The organism is Kitasatospora sp. NPDC002522 (assembly GCF_053595195.1).
In genome coordinates this window covers 176636-202133 of sequence record NZ_JBSFXE010000011.1, presented here as the reverse complement: position 1 = coordinate 202133, position 25498 = coordinate 176636, and the positions used below count along the sequence as shown (strand labels likewise).

General features: G+C 72.8%; 16 protein-coding genes. 6 read left to right on the top strand and 10 right to left on the bottom strand.

The window, feature by feature from the left end:
* Positions 1-47 precede the first annotated feature (47 nt).
* On the top strand, positions 48-935 hold the full coding sequence (locus tag ACWD4U_RS12515; protein WP_363451005.1) for a sigma-70 family RNA polymerase sigma factor: 888 nt from the start codon (positions 48-50) through the stop codon (positions 933-935).
* A 7-nt stretch (positions 936-942) separates the two neighbouring features.
* Here ACWD4U_RS12515 and ACWD4U_RS12510 read toward each other — a convergent pair whose 3' ends face one another.
* Entirely contained in the window at positions 943-1563 is a 621-nt protein-coding gene (locus ACWD4U_RS12510) for a TetR/AcrR family transcriptional regulator (RefSeq protein ID WP_363451003.1), read from the bottom strand.
* 335 nt (positions 1564-1898) lie between these two features.
* Here ACWD4U_RS12510 and ACWD4U_RS12505 point away from each other — a divergent pair, with 335 nt between their 5' ends.
* The 4 genes from ACWD4U_RS12505 (at position 1899) to ACWD4U_RS12490 (ending at position 6039) form a co-directional block, all read left to right on the top strand.
* Positions 1899-2882 (top strand): tetratricopeptide repeat protein, encoded by a 984-nt coding sequence (locus ACWD4U_RS12505; protein WP_363451001.1) that lies wholly within the window; start codon positions 1899-1901, stop codon positions 2880-2882.
* A gap of 566 nt (positions 2883-3448) precedes the next feature.
* Positions 3449-4096: a DUF6230 family protein gene (locus ACWD4U_RS12500; protein ID WP_363450999.1), complete on the top strand. Its 648-nt coding sequence runs from the start codon at positions 3449-3451 to the stop codon at positions 4094-4096.
* A 144-nt stretch (positions 4097-4240) separates the two neighbouring features.
* Positions 4241-4828: a DUF6114 domain-containing protein gene (locus ACWD4U_RS12495; RefSeq protein ID WP_363450997.1), complete on the top strand. Its 588-nt coding sequence runs from the start codon at positions 4241-4243 to the stop codon at positions 4826-4828.
* Positions 4825-6039 (top strand): hypothetical protein, encoded by a 1215-nt coding sequence (locus tag ACWD4U_RS12490; RefSeq protein ID WP_363450995.1) that lies wholly within the window; start codon positions 4825-4827, stop codon positions 6037-6039. The genes ACWD4U_RS12495 and ACWD4U_RS12490 overlap by 4 nt, the downstream gene beginning before the upstream one ends.
* A gap of 76 nt (positions 6040-6115) precedes the next feature.
* Here ACWD4U_RS12490 and pyk read toward each other — a convergent pair whose 3' ends face one another.
* The 8 genes from pyk to ACWD4U_RS12450 form a co-directional block, all read right to left on the bottom strand.
* Positions 6116-7546, bottom strand: coding sequence for a pyruvate kinase (pyk, locus tag ACWD4U_RS12485; RefSeq protein ID WP_363450993.1), 1431 nt, complete (start codon positions 7544-7546; stop codon positions 6116-6118).
* A 112-nt stretch (positions 7547-7658) separates the two neighbouring features.
* Complete coding sequence (locus ACWD4U_RS12480; protein WP_363450991.1) at positions 7659-8864, bottom strand: acetate/propionate family kinase; 1206 nt, start codon at positions 8862-8864, stop codon at positions 7659-7661.
* On the bottom strand, positions 8861-10999 hold the full coding sequence (pta, locus tag ACWD4U_RS12475; RefSeq protein ID WP_363450989.1) for a phosphate acetyltransferase: 2139 nt from the start codon (positions 10997-10999) through the stop codon (positions 8861-8863). Before pta ends, ACWD4U_RS12480 begins: the two co-directional genes overlap by 4 nt.
* A 103-nt stretch (positions 11000-11102) precedes the next feature.
* A complete protein-coding gene (locus ACWD4U_RS12470; RefSeq protein WP_363450987.1) occupies positions 11103-12017 on the bottom strand; it encodes an undecaprenyl-diphosphate phosphatase in 915 nt (304 codons plus the stop codon).
* 113 nt (positions 12018-12130) lie between these two features.
* Positions 12131-14521: a 1,4-alpha-glucan branching protein GlgB gene (gene glgB / locus ACWD4U_RS12465; RefSeq protein WP_363450985.1), complete on the bottom strand. Its 2391-nt coding sequence runs from the start codon at positions 14519-14521 to the stop codon at positions 12131-12133.
* 45 nt (positions 14522-14566) lie between these two features.
* Positions 14567-15970 carry a maltokinase N-terminal cap-like domain-containing protein gene (locus ACWD4U_RS12460; protein ID WP_363450983.1) on the bottom strand — a complete coding sequence of 468 codons (1404 nt, stop codon included), beginning with the start codon at positions 15968-15970 and terminating at the stop codon, positions 14567-14569.
* 325 nt (positions 15971-16295) lie between these two features.
* Positions 16296-17999: a maltose alpha-D-glucosyltransferase gene (gene treS, locus ACWD4U_RS12455; protein WP_363450981.1), complete on the bottom strand. Its 1704-nt coding sequence runs from the start codon at positions 17997-17999 to the stop codon at positions 16296-16298.
* Entirely contained in the window at positions 17996-19951 is a 1956-nt protein-coding gene (locus ACWD4U_RS12450; RefSeq protein WP_363451051.1) for an alpha-1,4-glucan--maltose-1-phosphate maltosyltransferase, read from the bottom strand. The genes treS and ACWD4U_RS12450 overlap by 4 nt, the downstream gene beginning before the upstream one ends.
* A 976-nt stretch (positions 19952-20927) precedes the next feature.
* On the opposite strand from ACWD4U_RS12450, the gene glgP reads away from it, so the two are divergent.
* Positions 20928-23612, top strand: coding sequence for an alpha-glucan family phosphorylase (gene glgP, locus ACWD4U_RS12445; protein ID WP_363450979.1), 2685 nt, complete (start codon positions 20928-20930; stop codon positions 23610-23612).
* 166 nt (positions 23613-23778) lie between these two features.
* On the opposite strand, the gene ACWD4U_RS12440 is transcribed toward glgP, so the two are convergent.
* On the bottom strand, positions 23779-25494 hold the full coding sequence (locus ACWD4U_RS12440) for an ABC transporter ATP-binding protein (RefSeq protein ID WP_363451049.1): 1716 nt from the start codon (positions 25492-25494) through the stop codon (positions 23779-23781).
* Positions 25495-25498 lie beyond the last annotated feature (4 nt).

Genomic DNA, 25498 nt, shown 5'->3' with positions numbered 1-25498 from the left:
AGTGGGTGTCTGCCTCCATGACCCCGACCGAGGAAGGGATGTGACAGGTGAGCGGGGGAACTCTTCTCGCCGAGCGGTTCGAGGAGCACCGGCCCAGGCTGCGGGCGGTGGCGTACCGGATGCTCGGCTCGCTCGGCGAGGCCGAGGACGCCGTCCAGGAGACCTGGCTGCGGCTGGAGCGGCACGCCGAGGACGAGGTGGACAACCTCGGCGGCTGGCTGACCACGGTCGCCTCGCGGGTCTGCCTGAACGAACTGCGCAGCCGGGAGCGCCGCCGCGAGGACCCGCTGGACGACCCGCGGGTGCCGGACCCGGTGCTCGCCGCGCCGGACGCGCAGGACCCGGAGCGGGCGGCGCTGCTCGGCGACCAGGTCGGCCTGGCGCTGCAGGTGGTGCTGGAGACGCTGGGCCCGGCCGAGCGGCTGGCCTTCGTGCTGCACGACCTGTTCGCGGTGCCGTTCGAGGAGATCGCGCCGCTGCTGGAGAAGTCCCCGGCGGCGGTGCGGCAGCTGGCGAGCCGGGCCCGGAAGCGGGTGAAGGAGCGGGCGCCGGAGCCGGACCGCGACCCGGCGGCGCAGCGCACCGCGGTGGAGGCGTTCCTGGCCGCCGCCCGGGAGGGCGACTTCGACGGACTGCTGCGGGTGCTCGCCCCGGACGCGGTGCTGCGGGCGGACGGCGGCACGGCGCTGGCCGAGCTGAACCGGGTGCTGCGCGGCGGCGCGGCGATCGCGTCCTCGGCGGCCGGCTTCCGGGCGCTGGTGCCGTTCGCGCGCCTGGTGCTGGTGAACGGCGCCTACGGCGTGCTGACGGTGATCGACGGCCGGCCGGTGTCGGTGATGGCGTTCACGGTGGTCGACGGCCTGGTCGCCGAGATCGACGTGCTGAACGACCCGGTGCGGCTGGCCGCCCTCGACCTGGCCGGCCTGGACGGCTGACGGGTCGTCAGCGCAGCAGCCCCGGCAGGGGGTTGAGCAGCAGCGTGGTGAAGCGGCGGATCCACTCCGCGGTGACGGGTTCGCCGCTCACCAGCAGCCGGTGCTCGACGGTGCCGGCGATGGTGTCGAAGATGATGTCGATCTCCTCGTCGGCGGTGGCCGGGTCGCGGTCCGGGTCCATCTCGCCGCGGGCCTGCGCGTTGGCCCGGCCGAGCTGCACCAGCACCTTCTGCGGCTGGACGATCCGCTCCCGGATCCGCAGCCGCAGCTGCGGGTCGCGGGTGCCCTCGGCGAACAGGGCGAGCAGCGCGGCCTGGGTCTCGGGCCGGGTGAGCAGCTCGGCGAACTGGGCGACCACCGCCTCGATGTCGGCCTGCAGGCTGCCCAGGTCGGCGCACTCCAGCTGGTCGAAGAGGCTGGCGATGGCGTCGACCACGAGTTCGCTCTTGGACGGCCAGCGCCGGTAGAGGGTGGTCTTGGCGACCCCGGCGCGCACCGCGACGTCGCCCATGGTGAGGCCGCCCCAGCCGAGCTCGGCGAGGGCCTGGCGGGTGGCCTCCAGGATGGCGAGGTCCGCGGCGGCGCTGCGCGGCCGGCCTTTGCCGCGGACCGGGGTGGTGGGGGCCACCGGGCCTCCTAGCGAATTTACTCAGAAGTAACTTGGAGGCCCCACGGTAGCGACCTCCCGCCGTACCCGGCACCCGCCCCGCCGCGGAAAGTGGTTCAGCTCACGCGTCCGGAGGGCCAGGGGGGCTTGCGGGGAGTGCCCCAGGGGCAGATACGCTACGACGAGTAGCGAAAGAGCGACAACCATCGTGCCCCGCCCTCTGGGATCGGGCGGGCGCGCGGCGCGGGTGGGGACCCGCGTTCCGGTCGGACCTCCCGCGCACGGCGGGCGGCTCGTCCCGGTCTTTTCCGGGCGGTTGGCGCCCGTCAGGTGCTCCGGCGGGGGAGGATGGTGCCATGCAGTCACGGAATTCGCGTATCGACAGCTCCGCCCTGCGCGGCGCGGTGGACCTCGCCGCGGTGAAGGCGGCCGGAGAGGCCGCCCAGAAGGCCGAGCAGACCAGGGCCGAGCGGGCCCGGCAGGCCGCCGCGGGCGACGGCCCGGCACTCGCCGACTACCCCCTGGTGCTCGACGTCACCGAGGGCACCTTCGAAACCGAGGTGGTCCAGCGGTCCGCCGAGGTGCCGGTGGTGGTGGACTTCTGGGCCGAGTGGTGCGGCCCGTGCAAGCAGCTCAGCCCGATCCTGGTGCGCCTGGCCGAGGAGTACGCCGGCCGGATCGTGCTCGCCAAGATCGACGTGGACGCCAACCCGCTGATCGCCCAGCAGTTCGGCATCCAGGGCATCCCCGCCGTGATGGCGGTGGTGGCGGGCCAGCTGGTGCCGCTGTTCCAGGGCGCCGAGAACGAGGCCAACGTCCGCAAGATCCTGGACCAGCTGATCGCGGTGGCCGAGCAGCGCTTCGGCATCGTCGGCCGGGCGGCCGGTGGCGACGGCGGGGTGGAGCCGGCGGCGCCGCGGGTGCCGTCCGACCCGGCGCTGGAGGCGGCGCACGACGCGCTCGACCGGGGCGACCTGGGCGGCGCGATCCAGGCGTACCGCAACGTGCTGGGCGAGCGGCCCGGCCACGTCGAGGCGAAGCTCGGCCTGGCCCAGGCCGAGCTGCTGCAGCGGGTGGAGAAGCTCGACCCCCAGCAGGTGCGCACCGACGCGGCGGCCGATCCGAAGGACGTGGCGGCCCAGCTCCGGGCGGCCGACCTGGACCTGGTCGGCGGGCACGTCGAGGACGCCTTCGGGCGGCTGGTGGCGACCGTGGCGAAGACCTTCGGCGACGACCGGGACACCGCTCGGCTGCGGCTGCTGGAGCTGTTCGAGGTGATCGGCCCGGAGGACCCGCGCACGGTGGCGGCCCGTCAGGCGCTGGCCCGGGTGCTGTTCTGACGGACCGCCGGACGGCACCGGGTGACACCGTTGGTGACCTGCGGTGTCGGCGGCGATTTGACGACTTTCGAGGGTAATCCCGGCAGGTTTACCAAATCTTGATATCACCCCTCTTCGGTCACTCCAGGTGATCGGAGGGGGGTGTTTCGTCGGTGTTTCCAGGGGGTGACGTCCAGGCGGCAGGCCAGTTTCGTCACTCTCCGCAAACTCGCCTTCGATTCCATGATCGAACGCACTTGTTGTTGGATTACCCGTCAGTAACGCACCCCTTGTGCTTCGCCCGGGATTCAAGCACGATCGGCGACGCCCGGTCCCTCGGCGACGAGGGGTCCCCACCGGGTGAGGACAGGGGGGTAACCGCAGATCCCACGCGGCGGTTCCTGGCCTCCGCGGCCGCGCACTCCGCTCGGTCGCACGGTTGTCGCTCGGGGGTGATCGCCCGACGCCGTCCCACGGCACTGGCGCTCTCCGCTACCGAGGACGTAGCTCTCTCCCATCCCGGGCCGGACCTCGTGCGGGACGCACCGGAAACGGCCGGAGATGTACGTCCTAGAAGGAGGACTCGTATGTCCCAGTCTTACGGCAAGACCCGCTGGAAGCGCTTCGCCCTGGCGATGGTGCCCAGCGTCGCCGCCACCGCCGCGATCGGCGTCTCGCTCGCCTCGAACGCGCTGGCCGCCTCGTTCAGCGTGTCGGGCCAGCAGTTCAAGGTGACCGCGCAGGACCTGAACGGTGAGGGCTTCTCGCAGTTCGGCGGCGTGGACGTGGAGGCCAACGGCACCCCGCACCCGATCGCCATCTCGGCGTTCGACCACGCCAAGATCAAGGGCCTGTGCCAGTCCGTGGTCACCAACCTCGGCCCGCTCGGCAACTGGACCCTGGTCCTCAACGCCGGTCAGAGCGACGACGTGGCCAAGCAGGTCGACGCCAAGCAGCTGCTGATCGACCTCAACCAGCTGAACGCGGACGCCGAGTTCAAGAACATCAACATCGGCCAGGACGCGTCCACCCTGACCGGGTCGGCCGTGGACAAGCTGAAGGCGGACGGCGGCAAGCTGCCGACCGGCGGCCAGGGCTTCGCCCAGCGTGCCGACAGCGCGCACCTGACCGGCGTTCAGCAGACCGCCTGGGCCACCTCGGCGGGCACCTTCACGCTCAACGGCCTGAAGCTGAACATCGTCAAGGGCTCCGGCGCCGGCATCGAGTGCTACTGATCCGCATCTGACGGCCCGCCAGTCGGGCCCAGATGACGGACCCGGGTCCGAGGGGGCGGCGACCCGCCGCCCCCTCGGACCGCACCCCGGCCAGGCCGGGGCCATCCGTCTTTCCCCTCGGACCCACCATCGAGGAGTCGCACCATGTCCAGCGCAACCGCCGAAGCCTGGCCCGAGGGCCCGGGCGGCATGAGCCGCCTCCGGCTGAGGTTCCGCGGGTGGCGGCGCACCCGGCCGTTCTGGGGTGGCCTGCTGGCCATGTTCGCCGGCCTCCCGATCCTGTACTTCCCGTACGCGCACCTGAAGCTCGGCAACCTGACCGTGGCGATGTCCACCACGGCCGGCGCCGGCTCGATGATCATCGGCCTGCTGCTGATCGCGCTCGGCCTGACCGCCTGGTTCCAGCCGCTGGTGCGGATCTTCTGCGGGGTGGCCACCACCATCCTGGCGCTGATCTCCATCCCGGTCTCCAACCTGGGCGGCTTCGGCATGGGCCTGATCCCCGGCCTGCTGGCCGGCGGCCTGCTGGTCTCCTGGGCGCCGCTGAAGCCGCTGCCGCAGACCGCCGAGGCCGCCTCGGCGCCGCAGGCCCCGGGCGCGACCGTCGCGCAGCAGGCGGCCCAGCCGGACGCCGCGCCGACCGCGCAGCTGCCGCAGGCCGCCGTCGAGCAGCCGCTGGAGTACGGCGCCGCGCCGCAGCAGCAGCCGCCCGCCGAGGGGGAGCCGCGGTGACCGAGCTGGAGCAGCCCGCCGTCCCCGGCCCGCGGCACGCGGTGCCGCGGGAGAGCGTCCGGTCGCGCCTGCGCGGCAAGGCGCTGGCGATGGCCGCGGTGCCGACCGCGCTGCTGGTGGGCGCGGCGTACGCGCCGACCCTGGCGATGGCGGAGACCCCGACCGGCAAGTGCGCCAGCACGCCGGACGCGGTGCTCAAGGAGACGCCCGTCCCGAAGAGCCAGATCAAGGTGCTGCCCGACTCCGGCACCTCGGTGACCCGCTCCTCGGCGCAGCAGGCGCCCGCGGGCAGCGCCGCCGCCGTCCCCGCGGTCTTCACCGGTGCCGCGGGCACCGTGCAGTCCGCGGTCTACACCACCCCGAACACGCCCGCCGCGAGCGGCGCGGTGCAGCCGGCCGGCCTGATCGACGACCTGCTGGGCGGCCTGCTCCACCCGGGCGGGACGCCGACCCCGACGCCTTCTCCGACGCCGAGCACCAAGGCGGCGACGCCGAGCGCGACGGCGTCCGCCAAGCCGCCGGCGACGCCCGCCCCGCCGGTCACCGGCCAGTCCTCGGCCACCCCGGCCGCGGGCGGCGCCGCGCCGTCCGCCGCGTCCTCGGCGTCGGTCGCGGGCTCGGCCCGGTCGGCGGCCAAGCCGACCGCCTCGGCGTCGGCCTCGGTCGGCCCGAACTGCCAGCTGGACACCCGCCACGTGGCGGCCCTGGCGGCGCCCAAGGGCGACGTGGTGCCGGACCAGAACTGGGTGCTGCACTCGACCCGGCTGTCGCTGCACGGCTCGGTGTTCAACGGCGTCTACGACGTCACCACCGAGAGCGGCACCAAGCGGGTGCTGAAGTTCACCACCGACAGCGTGGACATCGAGAACCTCGACATGTCGACCATCCAGGTCCAGGGCCTGACCTTCCACGTGAAGAGCCGTGAGGGGTCGACCTCGACCATGCGCAACGGCCCGGTCACCATGTACGTGGAGAGCCTCTCGGGCCACCTGGCGGCGATCTACGGCCTGCCGATCCCGATCGACCTGGGCCCGATCACGCTGACCCCGGACACCCTGCCGAAGTGGCTGTGGGACCTGCTCGGCGCGGTGCCGATCCCGCTGGACCTCACCCTCACCGACGCCAAGGCGGTGCAGGCGGGCCAGTTCGGCGGCGACCTGAAGATCCCGGGCATGCGCCTGTTCAACGACAAGACGCCGTACGACGGCTGACGGAACGTCGCGCGAACGCCGCAGGGGCGGGACCCGGTCCTCGGGTCCCGCCCCTGCGGCGTTCGGCGGTGTCGGCTCAGGAGCCGTCGCGGGTGCCCAGGTGGTGCACCTGGACCATGTTGGTGGTGCCCGGGATGCCCACCGGCACACCGGCGGTGACGATCACCGTGTCGCCGTCGGCGAGCCGGCCCATCTTCAGCAGCTCGCGGTCGACCTGCTCGACCATCTCGTCGGTGGTGGCCACCTGCTCCGAGACGTGCGCCTCGACGCCCCAGCTCAGCGAGAGCTGGTTGCGGGTGGCGATGTCCGGGGTGAAGGCGATCACCGGGATCGGCGAGCGGTAGCGGGAGAGCCGGCGGGCGGTGTCACCGGACTTGGTGAAGGCGATCAGCGCCTTGCCGTCCAGGAAGTCGCCAAGCTCGCAGGCGGCGCGGGCGACCGAGCCGCCCTGGGTGCGCGGCTTGCGGCCCGGGTTGAGCGGCTGCAGGCCCTGGGAGAGCAGCTCCTCCTCGGCCTTCTCGGCGATCCGGCTCATGGTCTTGACGGTCTCGACCGGGTACTTGCCCACCGAGGACTCGGCGGACAGCATCACCGCGTCGGCGCCGTCCAGGATGGCGTTGGCGACGTCGGAGACCTCGGCGCGGGTCGGGCGCGAGGCGTGGATCATCGACTCCATCATCTGGGTGGCGACGATCACCGGCTTGGCGTTGCGGCGGGCCAGCGTGATCAGCTGCTTCTGGACCAGCGGCACCTTCTCCAGCGGGTACTCGACCGCGAGGTCGCCGCGGGCCACCATGATGGCGTCGAAGGCGAGGACGATCTCCTCCATCGCCTCGACGGCCTGCGGCTTCTCGATCTTGGCGATGACCGGGACGCGGATGCCGACCTCGTCCATCACCTTGTGCACGTCGTCGATGTCCGCGGCGTTGCGGACGAAGGACAGCGCGACCATGTCGACGCCCAGCTGCAGGGCGAAGCGCAGGTCGTCCTTGTCCTTCTCGGAGAGCGCGGGGACGTTGACCGCCGCGCCGGGCAGGTTGATGCCCTTGTTGTTGGAGAGCACACCGCCCTCGACCACCACGGTCTTCACCCGCGGGCCGTCGACGCTGACGACCTCCAGGGCGATGACGCCGTCGTTGATCAGGATCGGGTCGCCGGCCTGGACGTCGCCGGGCAGGCCCTTGTAGGTGGTGCCGCAGACGAACTGGTCACCGGGGACGTCCTCGGTGGTGATGGTGAACGTGTCGCCGTTGTCCACGGTCACCGGCCCGTTGGCGAAGGTCGCCAGACGGATCTTGGGGCCCTGCAGGTCGGCCAGTACGCCGATGGTGCGGCCGGTGTCCTCCGACACCTGGCGGACCCGGCGGTACCGGTCCTCGTGCTCGGCGTGGGAGCCGTGGCTCATGTTGAGGCGGGCGACGTTCATGCCCGCTTCGACGATGGCCTTCAGCTGTTCGTAGGAGTCCGTCGCAGGACCCAGGGTGCAGACAATTTTCGCTCGGCGCATATCCGTCAGTCTATCCGTTCGTGTTATCGGGACATTCGGTTCGCATCGTCAGATATCGCCAACGAACATTCCGAGGGGTGGGATACTGACGGGTAGTCATCCCGCGCCGGGCTCACGCCGCGTGGACCAGCGCGAAAGTCTGCTGGGCGATCTCCAGTTCCTCGTCGGTCGGCACCACCGCGACGGTCACCCGCCCGTACGACGGCGAGATCACCCGGGCACCCGGCGCGCGCACCGAGTTCAGCTCCGGGTCGACCGCGATTCCGAGCTCCTCCAGGTCGGCGCAGACCGCCGCGCGGACCTCCGCCGAGTTCTCGCCCACGCCCGCGGTGAAGGCCACCGCGTCGAGCCGGCCGAGCACCGCGTAGTAGCCGCCCAGGTAGCGGCGGATCCGGTGCACGTAGGCGTCGAAGGCCAGCTTGGCGTCCTCCTCGCCGTCCTGGGCGCGGCGGACCACCTCGCGCATGTCGTTGTCGCCGCACAGGCCGAGCAGGCCGCTGCGGCGGTTGAGCAGGTCGTCGATCTGATCGATGCTCAGCCCGCCCACCCGGTGCAGGTGGAACACCAGGCCCGGGTCGACGTCGCCGGAGCGGGTGCCCATCACCAGGCCCTCCAGCGGGGTCAGGCCCATCGAGGTCTCCACGCAGACCCCGCCGGCCACCGCCGAGGCGGAGGCGCCGTTGCCCAGGTGCAGCACGACCACGTTCACCTCGGCCGGGTCGCGGCCCAGCAGCCGGGCGGTGGCCCGGGAGACGTACTGGTGCGAGGTGCCGTGGAAGCCGTAGCGGCGCACCCGGTGCTCGTCCGCGGTCCTCCGGTCGATCGCGTAGCGGGCCGCGTACTCCGGCATGGTGGCGTGGAAGGCGGTGTCGAAGACCGCGACCTGCGGCAGGTCCGGGCGCAGCGCGCGGGCCACCTCGATGCCGGTGATGTTGGCCGGGTTGTGCAGCGGCGCGACCGGGATCAGCCGACGGATCTCGGCGACCACCGGGTCGGTGATCAGGGTGGGGCGGGTGAAGCGCAGCCCGCCGTGCACCACCCGGTGGCCGATCGCGGCCAGCTCGGGGGAGTCCAGGCCCATCAGGTCCGCGGCCAGCTCCTCGGCCACCGCCTTCAGCGCCCCGCCGTGGTCGGCGAAGACCTGCCGGGTCTCGCGCCGCTCGCCGGTGAGCGGCTGGTGCAGCAGCCGGCCGTTCGCCTCGCCGATCCGCTCCACCAGGCCGGACGCCAGCCGGGCGCCGTCGAGCATGTCGATCAGCTGGTACTTCACCGAGGAGGACCCGGCGTTCAGCACCAGGACTCGGGTACCGGTGGTCACTGCGCGCCTCCTGCGGGGCCGTTCGCGGCGGGCTTCTGGGACTGGATGGCGGTGATCGCCACGGTGCTGACGATGTCCTCCACCAGGGCGCCCCGGGAGAGGTCGTTGACCGGCTTGTTCAGGCCCTGCATGACCGGGCCGACCGCGACCGCCCCGGCCGAGCGCTGCACCGCCTTGTAGGTGTTGTTGCCGGTGTTGAGGTCCGGGAAGACCAGCACGGTCGCCCGGCCCGCCACCGCCGAGCCCGGCAGCTTGGTCGCCGCGACGTGCGCGTCCACCGCCGCGTCGTACTGGATCGGGCCCTCCACCAGCAGGTCCGGCCGCAGCCGGCGGACCAGCTCGGTGGCCTTGCGGACCTTGTCGACGTCCACGCCGCTGCCCGAGGTGCCGGTGGAGTAGGACAGCATCGCCACCCGCGGCTCCACGCCGAACTGGGCGGCGGTCTCCGCGGACTGGATGGCGATGTCGGCGAGCTGCTGCGCGTCCGGGTCCGGGTTGACCGCGCAGTCGCCGTAGACCAGCACCTTGTCGGCCAGGCACATGAAGAACACCGAGGAGACGATCGCCGCGCCCGGCGCGGTCCTGATCACCTCGAAGGCCGGGCGGATGGTCGCCGCGGTGGAGTGCACCGCCCCGGAGACCATGCCGTCGGCGATGCCCTCCTGGACCATCAGGGTGCCGAAGTAGGAGACGTCGGCGACCACGTCCAGCGCCCGCTCCACGGTCATGCCCTTGTGCGCCCGGGCCTTCGCGTACAGCTCGGCGAACTGCTGGCGCAGCGGGCTGGCCGCCGGGTCGACCACCCGCAGCTGGGCGCCGCTCTCGCCGGCCTGCGGGAACTCGATGCCGAGCGCCGCCGCCCGGCGCTGCACCGCCTCCGGCTCGCCGAGCAGGGTCAGGTCGCAGATGTTGCGGCGCAGCAGGACCTCGGCGGCGCGCAGCACCCGGTCCTCGGTGCCCTCCGGCAGCACGATGTGCCGGCGCTCGGCGCGGGCCCGCTCCAGCAGCGCGTGCTCGAACATCATCGGGGTCACCCGCTCGGACCGGGTCAGCTCGATCCGGCTGGTCAACTCCGCGGTGTCGACGTGCAGTTCGAACAGGCCGAGGGCGACCTCGGCCTTCCGCGGGCTGTTCGGCCCGATCCGCCCCTCCAGGTGGGTGAGCGCCGCCGCGGTCAGCCAGCTGCCCTCCGACACCGCCGCGACGGGGGTGCCCGGGGCCAGCCGGGAGGCCAGCGCCATCACCTCCGGGCCCGGATGCTGATCGAGCGTCAGCAGCACCCCGGCGATCGGCGGGGAGCCCGCGGCGTGCGCCGCCAGCGAGCCGATCAGCAGGTCGGCCCGGTCGCCCGGGGTCACCACCAGCGCGCCCTCGGTCAGCGCGGTCAGGAAGGTCGGCAGCATCGCCCCGCCGAAGACGAAGCCGCGCACGTCCCGGGCCAGGCCCGCCGCGTCGCCCAGCAGCACCTGCGCGCCGGTCGCCTCCACCAGCTGCGCCATGGTCGGGGCGGCCAGCGACGGCTCCTCCGGGATCACGTACACCGGCACCGGCAGCCGTTCGGCCAGCGCGTGCTGCACCTGCTGCTTGGCGCCCGGCGCCACCCGGTTGGCGATCATCGCCAGGATCGAGCAGCCCAGGTCGCGGTAGGCCCGGTGGGCGCCCAGCACCTCCGCCACCACCGCCTGCGGGTCCTCGTGCCGGCCGCCGACCACCGGCAGCACCACGGCCCCGAACTCGTTCGCCAGCCGGGCGTTGAAGGCCAGCTCGTCCGGCATGTTGGTGTCCGCGAAGTCGGTGCCCAGCACCAGCACCGCCTGGCAGCGCCGCTCCAGCTGGTGGAACCGGTCCACCAGCGCCGACACCAGCTCGTCCTGCCCGTGCGCGGCCTGCAGCGCCGCCGCCTCGTCGTAGGTGAGCCCGTACATCTCCGCCGCCGGCAGCTCCAGCCGGTACCGGCCGCGCAGCAGCTCCACCACGTGGTCCGCGCCCGGCTCTCCCGCCTGCGCCGCGTGCACCAGCGGACGGAACACGCCCACCCGGTCCACCTGACGGGTGAGCAGTTCCATGACCCCGAGCTCGACGGCCTGCCGGCCGTCCCCCCGGTCGATCCCGGTCACGTACACACTGCGCGCCACGGTGGAGCTCTCCGTCCGTCGTCCGGCTGCCGGTCATACCGACCATACCGTCGTACAACAGGGAGGCTCGGCTGCGGCACCGCCGCTACGGCCGCACGGTGGACTACACGTTGAGGTACACCAGGCAGCCGAGGCCGGCGACGGTGCAGTAGACCGCGAAGGGGATCAGGCTGCGGGTCTCGAAGTACTTGGTGAGGAAGCGCACCGAGACGTAGCCGGCGGCGAAGGCGGCGAGGGAGCCGGCCAGCAGCGGGCCGCGGACGGCGGCGTTCGCGGGGGACATGAGTTCCGGCAGCTTGAGGGCGGAGGCGGCCAGGATGACGGGGGTGGCGAGCAGGAAGGAGAAGCGGGCGGAGTCCTCGTGGTTCAGGCCGCGCAGGATGCCGGCGCTCATGGTGACGCCGGAGCGGGAGATGCCGGGGAAGAGCGCGAGGATCTGCGCCGAGCCGACCCAGGCGCCCTGACGGAAGGTCAGCCGGGCGATCCGCCGGTCGGATTCGACGGCGGGGTCGAGGCCCGCGGGGTGCGCCTGATGGTCGCCGGCCCGCCGCCGGCCGCCGCCGCCGCGCTTGAGCCGCTCGGCGCCGAACAGCACCAGGCCGTTGAGGGTGAGGAAGAACGCGGCCGGCGTGGGCTTGCCGAGGGCGTCGCGCAGCAGGTGGTCCAGAGCCAGGCCGGCGATGCCCACCGGGATGGTGGAGACGACGAGCAGCCAGGCCAGCTTCTGGTCGGGGCTGCTGATCTCGCGCCGGGTGATCGAGGTGAACAGGCCCCGGACGATGCGTATCCAGTCCCGGCGGAAGAAGACCACCAGGGCCAGCGCGGTGGCCAGGTGCAGGCCGACCAGCACGGCGAGGTACGGGGAGCCGTCCGCCGTGACGTCCAGGTCGCGCTGGGTCTGGCCGCCGATCAGTGCGGGGATCAGGATCGAGTGGCCGAGGCTGGAGACCGGGAAGAGCTCGGTGACTCCTTGGAGCAGACCGACGCCGACGGATTCCAGGTAGGTCAGGGACGACATCACACACTCTCGGCGGCTGTGGCGGGCTCTCTCTGGCGAGCGTGAACCTACTACAGCGCTGTAGACGGGTCGATGACGGTCCCCGACCTTTTACCTGAACATCACCCGGCGCCTCAGCGAACCGGCCGCAGCCAGACGGTGGCCAGCGGCGGCAGCACCAGCTCGGCCGAGCGCGGCTGCCCGTTCCACTCGGAGGCCTCCGCCTTCACCGGGTGCGAGTTGGCCACCCCGGCGCCGCCGAACTCCTCGGCGTCGGTGTTCAGCGCCTCCTCCCACAGCTGCTCGCCGCCCTCCAGCCGCGGCAGCCCGACCCGGAAGCCGTGCCGCACCACCGGGGAGAGGTTGCTGACCGCCACCAGCGGGCTGCCGTCCGCCGCGAACCGGACGAAGGAGAACACGTTGTCGTCGGCCGCCCCGCCGTCCAGCCAGCGGAAGCCCTCCGGGACGGTGTCCTGCTCGTACAGCGCCGGGGTGGCCCGGTAGACCCGGTTCAGCTCGCCGACCAGCCGCTGCACCCCGCGGTGGTCGCCGTGCGCCGGCCAGCCCTCGTCGAGCACCCACCACTGCGGGCCGCTCTCGTGGTCCCACTCCGCGCCCTGCGCGAACTCCTGTCCCATGAACAGCAGTTGCTTGCCCGGGTGGGCCCACATCAGGCCCAGGTAGGCGCGGTGGTTGGCCCGCTGCTGCCACCAGTCGCCGGGCATCTTGGAGACCAGCGCCTGCTTGCCGTGCACCACCTCGTCGTGCGAGATCGGCAGGATGTAGTTCTCCGAGTAGGCGTACACCATCGAGAAGGTCATCTCGTTGTGGTGGTACTTGCGGTGCACCGGCTCCTTGGACATGTAGACCAGCGAGTCGTGCATCCAGCCCATGTTCCACTTCAGGCCGAAGCCCAGGCCGCCGGCGTCGGTGGGCCGGGTGACGCCCTCCCAGGCGGTGGACTCCTCGGCCACCGTCAGCACGCCCGGGCAGCGCCGGTAGACGGTGGCGTTCATCTCCTGCAGGAACGAGGCGGCGTCCAGGTTCTCCCGGCCGCCGAACCGGTTGGGCGTCCACGCGCCGCCCTCGCGCGAGTAGTCGAGGTAGAGCATCGAGGCGACCGCGTCCACCCGCAGGCCGTCGACGTGGAACTCCTCGCACCAGTACACCGCGTTGGCGACCAGGAAGTTGCGCACCTCGGTGCGGCCGTAGTCGAACTCCAGGGTGCCCCAGTCCGGGTGCTCGGCGCGCAGCGGGTCGGCCGGCTCGTACAGCGGCTCGCCGTCGAAGCGGGCCAGCGCGAAGTCGTCCTTCGGGAAGTGCGCGGGCACCCAGTCGACCAGCACGCCGATGCCGGCCCGGTGCAGCGCGTCCACCAGGAAGCGGAAGTCGTCGGGCGAGCCGAGCCGCGCGGTCGGCGCGTAGAAGCCGGACACCTGGTAGCCCCAGGAGCCGCCGAACGGGTGCTCCATCACCGGCATGAACTCCACGTGCGTGAAGCCGAGTTCGGCGAGGTAGCCGGGCAGCACCTCGGCGATCTGCCGGTAGGACGTCAACTCCGGCCGCCAGGAGGCGAGATGAAGCTCGTACACCGACATCGGCGCGCGGTGGTGCACGGTCTGCGCCCGCCGCGCCATCCAGTCGGCGTCCTGCCACTCGTAGCGGGAGACCGTCACCACCGAGGCGGTGTCCGGCGGGCACTGCGCCGCCCGGGCCAGCGGGTCGGCCTTCTCCAGCACCTGCCCGGAGCGGGCCAGGATCTGGTACTTGTACTGCTCGCCCTCGCCGAGCCCCGGGACGAACAGCTCCCAGACCCCGGACGAACCCAGCGAGCGCATCGGGTGCGCGGTGCCGTTCCAGTGGTTGAACGAGCCGATCACCCGCACCCCGACCGCGTTCGGCGCCCACACCGCGAACGCGGTGCCGGTCACCCCGTCCACCGTGCGCACGTGCGAGCCGAGCGCCCGCCACAGCTGCTCGTGCCGGCCCTCGGAGATCAGGTGCAGGTCCAGCTCGCCCAGGGTCGGCGCGAACCGGTAGCCGTCCTCCTGCGCCAGCGGCTCCCCGCCCGGGTAGCTCACCCGCAGCCCGTACCGCGGGAACCGCCGGCCCGTCAGCAGGCCGGTGAACAGCCCGTCCTGCTGGTGGGTCAGCTCCGCCGGGCCCAGCTCGGTCTCCACCACCACCCGCTCGGCCAGCGGACGCAGCACCCGGACCGCCGTGCCCTCGGGCAGCTCGTGCGCCCCCAGCAGCGCGTGCGGGTCGTGGTGCGCCCCGGAGACCAGCCGCTCCACCTCGGACGGCGGCAGCGGCGCCTCCGGCAGCCGGAGCGCGGCGCCGGTGCGGGCGGCCGCAGGCGCGGGAGCCGGTTCGGGACGCTTCGCCTTCGCGGCGCCCGACCGCGCGGCCCGGGCCGGAGCCGGCCCGCCGGTCTTCCTGACGCGCTCTCCGTTCCGGAAGGTGGCCGGGACGGCCGACTGGCGGTCGGCCGAGAGGGACGGGTCGAGCGGACCGAGCGGGGTCACGGCGGAGTCCTCCTGGATGGGGTGCTGCGGTGGGGACGGTGGGGTTCAGACGGACAGGGCCAGGCGGTTGATCGCCGCCAGCGGGATCGGCAGCCAGCTCGGGCGGTGCCGCGCCTCGTACACCACCTCGTACACCGCCTTGTCGATCTCCAGGGCGCGCATCAGCTCGGGCGTGGCGGCCGGGTCGGCGCCGCCGCCGGCCGTGTAGCCCGCGCAGTACGCGGCCCGGTTGCGGGCCGCCCAGGCCGCGGCCAGGTGGGCGAGCTCCGGGTCCTGGCCGGGGGAGCCGGCCAGCAGGTGGGCGGCCGCGTAGTCGAAGGAGCGCAGCATCGCGGCGACGTCCCGCAGCGCGGGCTGCGGCAGGCGGCGCTCGGCCAGCGGCTTGGCCGGCTCGCCCTCGAAGTCCAGCAGCACCCAGCCCTGCGGGGTGCGCATCGCCTGGCCGAGGTGCAGGTCGCCGTGGATCCGCTGCACCTGCAGGCCGTCCAGGTGGGCGTCGGTCAGCTGCTGGAAGGCGGCGCGCAGCGCGGAGCGGTAGCGCAGCAGGCCGGGCACCGCGGTGACCGCGGAGTCCAGCCGGTCGGCCATCGCCGAGGCCAGTTCGCCGATCTTCGCCCGGTCGAGCCGGGCGGTGGGCATCGAGCGGGCCAGCACCCGGTGCACCTCGGCGGTGGCCCGGCCGAGCCGGTGCGCCTCGATCGCGAAGTTGCCGGGCGAGGGGTCGCCCTTCAGCCGGGCGACCTGGTCGAGGGCGAGCTCCCAGCCGTCCTCGGCGTCCGGCAGGTAGCGCTGCAGCAGCCCGAGGGTGGCGGGCTCGGAGCGCTCCAGCCGGCACTCGAACCAGGCGGCGACCCGGGGGATGCGGGTCGAGCCGGCCCGGGAGAGCGCCAGCGACAGCTCCAGGTCGGGATTGGTGCCGGGGCTGATCCGGCGGAACAGCTTGAGGATGAAGGCGGTGTCGTAGATCACCGAGCTGTTGGACTGCTCGGCGGTGGACGCCCGGCCGGGGATGTTGCCGGGCAGGCCCGGGCCCGGGGTGCGCCGGAAGGACAGCGAGCCGAACCGGTCGCCGGTGGCCAGGTGCTCGAGCAGCCGGCCCGTCAGTTCCGGGTCGTGCACCGCGTCGTACAGCGTCGCCCCGTCGTAGGTGCCGCCCACCAGGCGGCCCAGCACCGCGCCCGGGCCGACCGCGGCCGGCCGCTCGGAGCGGATGCCCAGCAGCAGCTGGTACACGTCGCCGTTCGCGCTCGACCCGGTGCCGTGCTCGACCCGCAGCAGCAGGTGCAGCAGCGCCGGATCACCGACCTGCAGCGGCGTGCCGACCACCGGGGTGAGGCCGGTGATCGGCCGGCCCTTTCCGGCGTACCAGCGCTGGGTGGGCAGCCATTCGGCGATCAGCGGCAGCGCCGCCTGGACCAGCTCGCTGACACCCGCGGTGGTTCTCCGCACCCCGGGCGCGCGCGTCCCGACCGGCCCTGCGGCGGCGTCGGACGGCTCACGTTGCACGTGGGCTTGAGAACGGGAGGGTTCGGACATGACTCCCTTTCCCCGGAAGCGGGCGGCTGCCCGACGGGTCGTGGCCGGGCCCTAAAGTCTTCCGGATTTCGGCGGCGCGGCGGCGACGGCACGCGAGCCGCGGCTCGGGTGTCACGCCTTCGTGTGGGTGGCCGTTGGGCTGTTCTCCGTACGCGGTGGTGCGAAGACCTCCGGGGGCGCGCGGTACGGCGCGCGCGCCCGCGGAGGGTTGACGTCCCGTTCGGGGCCTGAGGGATCGTTACTTCGTGTGCGACTGACGCAGCTGGAACCAGTAGAAACCGTGGCCGGCCAGGGTGAGCAGGTACGGCCATTCGCCGATGGTGGGGAAGCGCACGCCGCCGATCAGCTCGACCGGGTAGCGCCCCCCGTACTGCCGCAGGTCCAGTTCGGTCGGCTGCGCGAACCGCGAGAAGTTGTTCACGCACATGACCAGGTCGCCCTCGTACTCGCGCACGAAGGCCAGCACCGCGGGATTGCTGGAGGGCAACTCGGTGTAGCTGCCGAGGCCGAACGCGGGGTTGAGCTTGCGGATCTCGATCATGCGACGCGTCCAGTGCAGCAGCGAGCTCGAACTGCTCTGCTGCGCTTCGACGTTGGTCACCTGATAGCCGTACACCGGATCCATGATGGGCGGCAGACTGAGCCTGCCCGGGTCGGCGGAGGAGAAACCCGCGTTGCGGTCCGGGGTCCACTGCATCGGGGTGCGGACGCCGTCCCGGTCGCCCAGCCAGATGTTGTCGCCCATGCCGATCTCGTCGCCGTAGTACAGCACCGGCGAGCCGGGCAGCGAGAGCAGCAGCGCGGTGAACAGCTCGGTCTGGTTGCGGTCGTTCTCCAGCAGCGGGGCGAGCCGGCGCCGGATGCCCACGTTGGCCCGCATCCGCGGGTCCTTCGCGTACTCCGCGTACATGTAGTCGCGCTCCTCGTCGGTGACCATCTCCAGGGTCAGCTCGTCGTGGTTGCGCAGGAAGATGCCCCACTGGCAGCCGGAGGGGATCTCCGGGGTCTTCGCCAGGATCTCGGAGACCGGGTAGCGGGACTCCCGCCGGACCGCCATGAAGATCCGCGGCATCACCGGGAAGTGGAACGCCATGTGGCACTCGTCGCCGCCGGAGCCGAAGTCGCCGAAGTAGTCGACCACGTCCTCGGGCCACTGGTTGGCCTCCGCCAGCAGCACGGTGTCCGGGTAGTTGGCGTCGATCTCCTTGCGGACCATCCGCAGGAAGTCGTGCGTCTCCGGGAGGTTCTCGCAGTTGGTGCCCTCGCGGGCGTACAGGTACGGCACCGCGTCCAGCCGGAAGCCGTCGATGCCGAGGTCCAGCCAGAACCGCAGGGCCGCCAGCACCTCCTCCTGCACCCGCGGGTTGTCGTAGTTCAGGTCCGGCTGGTGACTGAAGAAGCGGTGCCAGAAGTACTGCTTGCGGACCGGGTCGTAGGTCCAGTTCGAGCTCTCGGTGTCGACGAAGATGATCCGGGCGTCCGGGTACTGCTTGTCGTCGTCGGCCCACATGTAGAAGTCGCCGTACGGGCCGTCCGGGTCGCTGCGGGAGGCCTGGAACCACGGGTGCTGGTCGCTGGTGTGGTTGACCACGAAGTCGATGATCACCCGCATGCCGCGCGCGTGGGCGGCGTCCACGAACTCCACGAAGTCGGCCAGGTTGCCGAACTCGGGGAGCACCGACTGGTAGTCGGAGACGTCGTAACCGCCGTCGCGCAGCGGGGAGTTCATGAACGGGGGGAGCCAGAGGCAGTCCACGCCGAGCCACTGGAGGTAGTCGAGCCGCGAGGTGAGCCCCTTGAGGTCCCCGACGCCGTCGCCGTTGCTGTCCTGGAACGAGCGGACCAGGACCTCGTAGAAGACCGCGCGTTTGAACCACTCCGGGTCGCGGTCCCGGGCGGGGGTGTCGGCGAAGGTGTCGGGGACGGGCTCGTTGACTGTCACTGCGGGTTCCTCCGAACCGTGAGGAGGTGGGCCGGCCCGGTAGAGGGATCGAGCCGGACGTAGTTGTGACGGCCCCAGGCGTAGGTGGCGCCGGTCAGCTCGTCGTGCACCGTCAGCGGCCCCGGCACGTCGAGCGTCACGGTGGCCTCCTGGACGTGGTGCGGGTCCAGGTTGACCACGGCGATCACGTGGTCCTCCAGACCGTCCTCGGTGACGGCGGTCTTGGAGAACGCGATGATCCGCTCGTTGTCCACGGGGTGGAAGCGCAGGCTCCGCAGCTGCTGCAGCGCGGGATGCCGGCGGCGCAGCCGGTTCAGGGCGGTGAGCAGCGGCGCGAGGGTGTCCTGGCGGGACCAGTCACGCGGCCGCAGCTCGTACTTCTCGGAGTGCAGGTACTCCTCCGAGCCGGGCTTGGCCGGCTCGTGCTCGAACAGCTCGTAGCCCGCGTACACCCCGTAGGTGGGGGAGAGCACGGCCGCCAGCACGGCGCGCACCGCGAACGCGGCCGGGCCGCCGTGCTGGAGGTACTCGGGCAGGATGTCCGGGGTGTTGGCGAAGAAGTTCGGCCGCATGTACGCGGCCGCCTCGCCGGTCAGCTCGGTCAGGTACTCGGTCAGCTCGTCCTTGGTGTTGCGCCAGGTGAAGTACGTGTAGGACTGGTGGAAGCCGACCTTGCCCAGGGTGTGCATCATCGCCGGGCGGGTGAACGCCTCGGCCAGGAAGAGCACGTCCGGATCGGTGCGGGCGATGTCCGCGAGCACCTTCTCCCAGAAGTTGACCGGCTTGGTGTGCGGGTTGTCGACACGGAAGATCCGCACCCCGTGGCCCATCCAGTAGCGCAGCACCCGGACCGTCTCGCGGACGATGCCGTCGAAGTCCTGGTCGAAGTTGACCGGGTAGATGTCCTGGTACTTCTTCGGCGGGTTCTCCGCGTACGCGATGGTGCCGTCGGCGCGGTGGCTGAACCACTCCGGGTGCTTGTGCACCCACGGGTGGTCCGGCGAGCACTGCAGCGCGAAGTCCAGCGCCACCTCCAGGCCGAGCGCCCCGGCCTCGGCGACGAAGTGGTCGAAGTCCTCGATGGTGCCCAGGTCCGGGTGGACCGCGTCGTGCCCGCCCTCGGGGGAGCCGATCGCCCACGGCGAGCCGACGTCCCGCGGACCCGCCGTCAGGGAGTTGTCCGGTCCCTTGCGGTGGGCCCGGCCGATCGGGTGGACCGGCGGCAGGTACACCACGTCGAAGCCCATCGCGGCGACCGCGGGCAGCCGCTCGGCGGCGGTGCGGAAGGTGCCGGAGACCGGCGGCTCCACGCCGTTGGGGTCGACCACCGCGCCCTCGGAGCGCGGGAAGAACTCGTACCAGGAGCCGAACAGGGCCCGCTTGCGGTCCACCTGGAGCGGTTGCGAGCGGGTCGCCGAGACCAGCTCGCGCAGCGGGTGGCGGGCCAGCAGCGCCGTCACCTCCGGGTCCAGCGCGGCGGCGTAGCGGCTCAGCGGCGGCAGGTTGACGTCGCGCAGCGCGTCCACCGCGGCCAGCACCTGGGCCCGGCCGTCCTTCTTCGGCACCCCGGCGGCGGCGCGCTCCAGCAGCTGCGCGCCCTCCTCCAGCACCAGCGCCGTGTCGATCCCGGCGGGCAGCTTCACCGCGGCGTGCTTCTTCCAGGTGGCGACCGGGTCGCCCCACGCCTCCACCAGGTACGACCAGCGGCCCGGCGCGGTCGGGGTGACGTACGCGCCCCAGCGGTCGGAGCCCTCGGCGAGCTCCTGCATCGGGGTCCACGGGCCGGAGCGCCCGCGCGGGTCGCGCAGCACCACGTTGGCGCCGACCGCGTCGTGGCCCTCCCGGAAGACCGTGGCGGAGACCAGGAAGCGCTCCCCCTCCACGGCCTTGGCCGGACGCCGTCCGGCGTCGACGAGGGGGGTCACGTCCAGCACGGGAATGCGGCCGATCACGGTGTCGCTCTCTGTCGTCTTGCGGGCGGTTCGGGTTCCGGCGGCGCGCTTGGCGGCCGGGCGGGGGCGCTCGGCGGCCGGCTCGGCGGCGGGTTCGGCCGGGGCTGCGGAGGTCGGCCCGGTGGGTGAACTCCCCTTGCCGGCACCGGACCTGACGGTGGTGGTCCGTTTCGCAGCGGTCTTGCGGGTGGCGCCGGCCCGGCCGGCCGCGGCGGGTTTCGCCGCGCTCTTGCGGGCCGCCGCGGCGCGCGGGGCCGGCACCGGGGGCTCCCCGGCTGACGGTGTGTCGGGTGCTTCGTCCGTCGGCACCGTGGAGTGGTCCCGCGTGTCGCCGTGCATGCCAAGCTCCTGCCCGAGATCGGCGGCAGCTCCCTCGGCAGGCGGCGCCTGGGGGAGTACCGGGAGGACTGCTGGGTGAGGAAGGACGTGCGGCCGAAGCCTGCCCGCGCCGACGGACCCGGCAACCCCGCCCGCCGACCGCGGCTGCGGTGAACACCGACCCGAATGCGCGCGTGTCCCGGCGCGCACCGCACGGTTCACGCCCCCGCGTGACCCAACCCACCGGAAAACGACCGGGCAGGGAACAAGGACACGCGAGGACACGGCGACTGAGGCCGAATGGGGGAAAGGGATGAGGGTTCGTCAACGGGGAAGCACCGGCCACGGGGCAGCAGGGGGTCCACCGGAAAGCACTCCCCGCGGCACCCACGACCTTGTTGCATCCTCGCATCACGGGCAAGGGCTACGGGTGGGTAGGCGCGCGGTTTCAGCCGGTATGCAAGCCTGAAAAAGATCCCGGAAACACCTTCGTCCCCAGAAGTTCACACCTGACGGCGCGTCTTTTCCCTGCGTGCGCCCCTCGTGCGCCGGGATTTGCCACCGCGCGCCTGAAACGATCTCACCAGTACTCCGAATGGGTGTGACGCACGTGTTCTGACACCTCTTCAGGCGCTTCTGCGGGTCTACGCTTCAAGCCGTGAAGGCAATCCGCAGATTCACCGTCCGCACCGTCCTGCCCGAACAACTGCAGCCACTGCACGAGCTCGCGCTGAACCTCCGCTGGTCCTGGCACCCGGAAACGAGGGAGCTGTTCCGCTCCGTCGACCCCGAGGTGTGGGCCGCCGTCGGGGAGGACCCGGTCCGGCTCCTCGGCGAGGTGCCCGCGGCCAGACTCGCCTCCCTCGCCACCGACCGGCGCTTCCTCCGGAGGCTCGGCGACCTGGCCGACGAACTGCGCGACTACCTCACCGGACCGCGCTGGTACCAGTCCGCGCCGCCGCTCGGCGACGAGGACGCCCCACTGCCGGCCGGCATCGCCTACTTCTCGCCCGAGTACGGCATCGCCGCCGCGCTGCCGCAGTACTCCGGCGGCCTCGGCATCCTGGCCGGCGACCACCTCAAGGCCGCCTCCGACCTCGGCGTGCCGATCATCGGCGTCGGGCTCTTCTACCGGCACGGCTACTTCCGCCAGTCGCTCAGCCGGGACGGCTGGCAGCAGGAGCGCTACCCGCTGCTCGACCCCGACGCGCTCGCCGTCACCCTGCTGCGCGAGGCCGACGGGACCCCCTGCCGGATCGACCTCGCGCTGCCCGGCGGCCGCACCCTCGCCGCCCAGGTCTGGCGCGCCCAGGTCGGCCGGGTCCCGCTGCTGCTGCTCGACTCCGACGTCGAGGCCAACACCCCCGCCGACCGCGACGTCACCGACCGCCTCTACGGCGGCGCCAGCGAGCACCGGCTGCTGCAGGAAATACTGCTCGGCATCGGCGGCGTGCGCGCCGTCCGCACCTACTGCCGGCTCACCGGCCACCCCGAGCCCGAGGTCTTCCACACCAACGAGGGCCACGCCGGCTTCCTCGGCCTGGAACGGATCAGCGAACTCACCGCCGCCCAACCGGACCTCGGCTTCACCGACGCACTGGAAGCCGTCCGGGCCGGCACCGTCTTCACCACCCACACGCCCGTCCCGGCGGGCATCGACCGCTTCGACCGCGAGCTGGTGGCCCGTCACTTCGGCGGCGACGCCGCGCTGCCCGGCGTCCCGGCCGAGCAGGTGCTCGCCCTCGGCGCCGAGAGCTGGACCGGCGGCGACCCCAAGCTCTTCAACATGGCCGCGATGGGGCTGCGTCTGGCCCAGCGGGCGAACGGTGTCTCCACCCTGCACGGCGCGGTCAGCCGCGAGATGTTCGGCGGGCTGTGGCCGGGCTTCGACGCCTCCGAGGTGCCGATCACCTCGATCACCAACGGCGTGCACGCCCCGACCTGGATCGACCCGGCGGTGGTCCGCCTGGGTGCCGGGGAGATCGGACAGGAACGCGCCGAGACCGCCATGGCGGTCGGCACCTCCGGCCAGTGGACCGGCCTGGAGCGGATCGGCAACGCCGACATCTGGGAACTGCGCCGCAGCCTGCGCGCCCAACTGGTCGAGGAGGCCCGGCGGCGGCTGCGCGCCTCCTGGAAGCAGCGCGGCGCCGGCGAGGCCGAACTCGGCTGGACGGGCGCGGTCCTCGACCCCGACGTGCTGACCATCGGCTTCGCCCGGCGGGTCCCCTCGTACAAGCGGCTCACCCTGATGCTCCGCGACCCGGTGCGGCTGCGCGCGCTGCTGCTCGACCCGGAGCGGCCGGTGCAGATCGTGGTCGCGGGCAAGGCGCACCCGGCGGACGACGGCGGCAAGCGGCTGATCCAGCAGCTCGTCGCGTTCGCCGACGACCCCGCGGTGCGGCACCGGATCGTCTTCCTGCCGGACTACGACATGGCGATGGCCAAGCTGCTCTACCCCGGCTGCGACGTCTGGCTGAACAACCCGCTCCGCCCGCTGGAGGCCTGTGGCACCTCCGGGATGAAGGCGGCGCTGAACGGCTGTCTCAACCTGTCGATCCTGGACGGCTGGTGGGACGAGTGGTACGACGGCCAGAACGGCTGGGCCATCCCCACCGCCGACGGCGGCACCGGCGAGGGCGTGCTCGACCCGGAGAGCAAGGAGGCCGAGCGGCGCGACGACATCGAGGCGGCCGCGCTCTACGACCTGATCGAGCACCAGGTCGCGGCCCGCTTCTACGACCGCGGCGCGGACGGCCTGCCGCACCGGTGGATCTCGATGGTCCGCCACACCCTGGTGACCCTCGGCCCGAAGGTGCTGGCCGGGCGGATGGTCCGCGAGTACGTCGAGCGGCTGTACGCCCCGGCGGCGCTGGCCCGGCGCGAGCTGGCGGGCGCGGGCGGCGACTACGCGGGCGCGCAGGCGTTGGCCGCGTGGAAGGCCGCCGTCCGCGAGGCCTGGCCCGCGGTGCGGGTCGAACACGTCGAGGCCGACTGCTCGGGCGAGGCCCAGGAACTCGGCTCCACCCTGGCCCTCCGGGTCCAGGTCGCCCTCGGCCGCCTCCAGCCCGAGGACGTCGAGGTGCAGGTGGTCTCCGGACGCGTTGACGAGAGCGACCGGATCTCCGAGGGAGCGGCCCTCGCCCTCAAGCCCGCGGTCGGCGGCGCCGACCTCGAAGGCCGCCTCCGCTACGAGGGCCACCTCGAACTCTCCCGCACCGGCCCGTTCGGCTACACCGTCCGCGTCCTGCCCGCCCACCCCCGGCTCGCCTCCATCGCGGAGCTCGGCCTGGTGGCGGTCCCGGCGGAGACGGGGGGGATGGACGCGGGGGTGCTGCGGTAAGGCACATGGGAGCCAGAACAGGGGCTCGGGGAACTGCGAGGCGAGTGTCTGGTGGTCTCAGGTCGGCTGGTGGCCTGGGAGACGTCCATGCACCCAGACCTCGCGGGCCCCGGGACCCTCGCCGCCACGCACCCCCGCCGTTCCCCGGGCCCCTGGATTGTGCAACTTACGCGTTCCAGGAGTTCCACAGCTTGGCGTACGGGCCGTCCGTCGCGAGCAGCGTCTCGTGGGGGCCCAGGTCGGTGAGGTGGCCGTCGGTGAGGACGGCCACCCGGTCGGCGTCGTGCGCGGTGTGCAGGCGGTGGGCGATGGCGATGACGGTGCGGCCGGTGAGGGTGGCGGCGAGGGCGCGTTCGGTGTGGCGGGCGGCGGTCGGGTCGAGCAGGGCGGTGGCCTCGTCGAGGATGAGGGTGTGGGGGTCCGCCAGGATGACCCGGGCGAGGGCGAGTTGCTGGGCCTGGGCGCCGTCGAGCCGGGTGGCGGAGGGGCCGAGTTCGGTGTCGAGGCCGTCGGGGAGGTCGTGCTGCCAGCCGACGGAGTCGAGTGCGGCGGTGAGCGCGGCGTCGTCGGCGTCGGGGGCGGCGATCTGCAGGTTGTCGCGGAGGGTGCCGAGGAAGACGTGGTGTTCCTGGGTGACCAGGACGACCTGGCGGCGTAGGCGTTCGGGGGCGAGGTCGGCGAGCGGGACGCCGCCGACCGTGACGGTGCCGGTGTGCGGGCGGTCGATCCCCGCGAGCAGGCGGCCGAGGGTGGTCTTTCCGGAGCCGGAGGGGCCGACCACGGCGAGGCGTTCGCCGGGGCGCAGGTCGAGGTCGAGGCCGTGCAGGACGTCGGGGCCGTCCGGATACGCGTAGCGGGCGCCGGTGACGCGGATCCGGTCGTCGGCGGGTTCGCGGGCGGCGGCCTGCGCCGGGACCGGGACGGCGGCGAGTCCCTCGACCCGCGCGTAGGAGGCGGTGCTGCTCTGCAGCTGTTCGAGCAGGACGACGATGCTGTCCAGCGGTTCCTCGATGCGGCGCAGGTAGAGCGCGGCGGAGACGGCGGCGCCGAGGGTGACGGCGTGGGCGGAGACCAGCAGGGCGCCGAGCGGGAGGACCAGCACCGCGGGGACGGTGTAGGACAGGTTGATCACCGCGAAGAAGCGCAGCCGCAGGTACAGCGTGCCGAGGCGGGTGCGCCGGCTCTCGGCGAGCGCGTCGCGGCCGGCGGCGAGGCGCTGCTGCTGGAGGCCGAGGGCGTCGACGGTGCGGGCGCCGCTCGCGGTGGCGGAGAGCGTCTCGGCGAGGCCCGCGGTGGCGGCGCCGTCGGCGAGGTAGGCGGCGCGGGCCCGGCGGAGGTACCAGCGGGCGCCGAGCGAGACGCCGAGGACGCCGAGCAGACCGCAACTGCCCAGTAGCGGGCTGACGGTGAGCAGCGCGGCGAGGATGAACAGCGCCTGGGCGGCGGCGACCAGCAGTTCGGGGGCGGCGTCGCGCAGGGTGGTGCCGACGGCGGCGGCGTCGGTGGTGCCCCGGGAGGTGAGGTCGCCGGTGCCGGCGCGTTCGGCGACGCCCGCGGGCAGGGCGAGGATCCGGTCGAGCAGCTGTTCGCGGACCCGGGCGGCGGCGCGCTCGCCGAACCGGTGGGCGAGATAGCGGGCTTGACGGCTCGTCAGGACCTGGAGCGCGGCGCAGACCAGCAGGGCGAGGCCGAGGCGGTCGATGTCGGCGGTGGTGGCGCCGGCGCCGACCCGGTCGATGATCCGGCCGAGCAGCCAGGGGCCGGCCAGGCCGAGCAGGGCGGCGGCGCCGTTGAGGGCGAGAACGGCGGTGAAGGTGGCGGCGTCCTGGCGTAGCAGCGCGCGGGCGGCGTGCCGGACCTGGCGGGCGGAGGCGATCGGCAGGGTG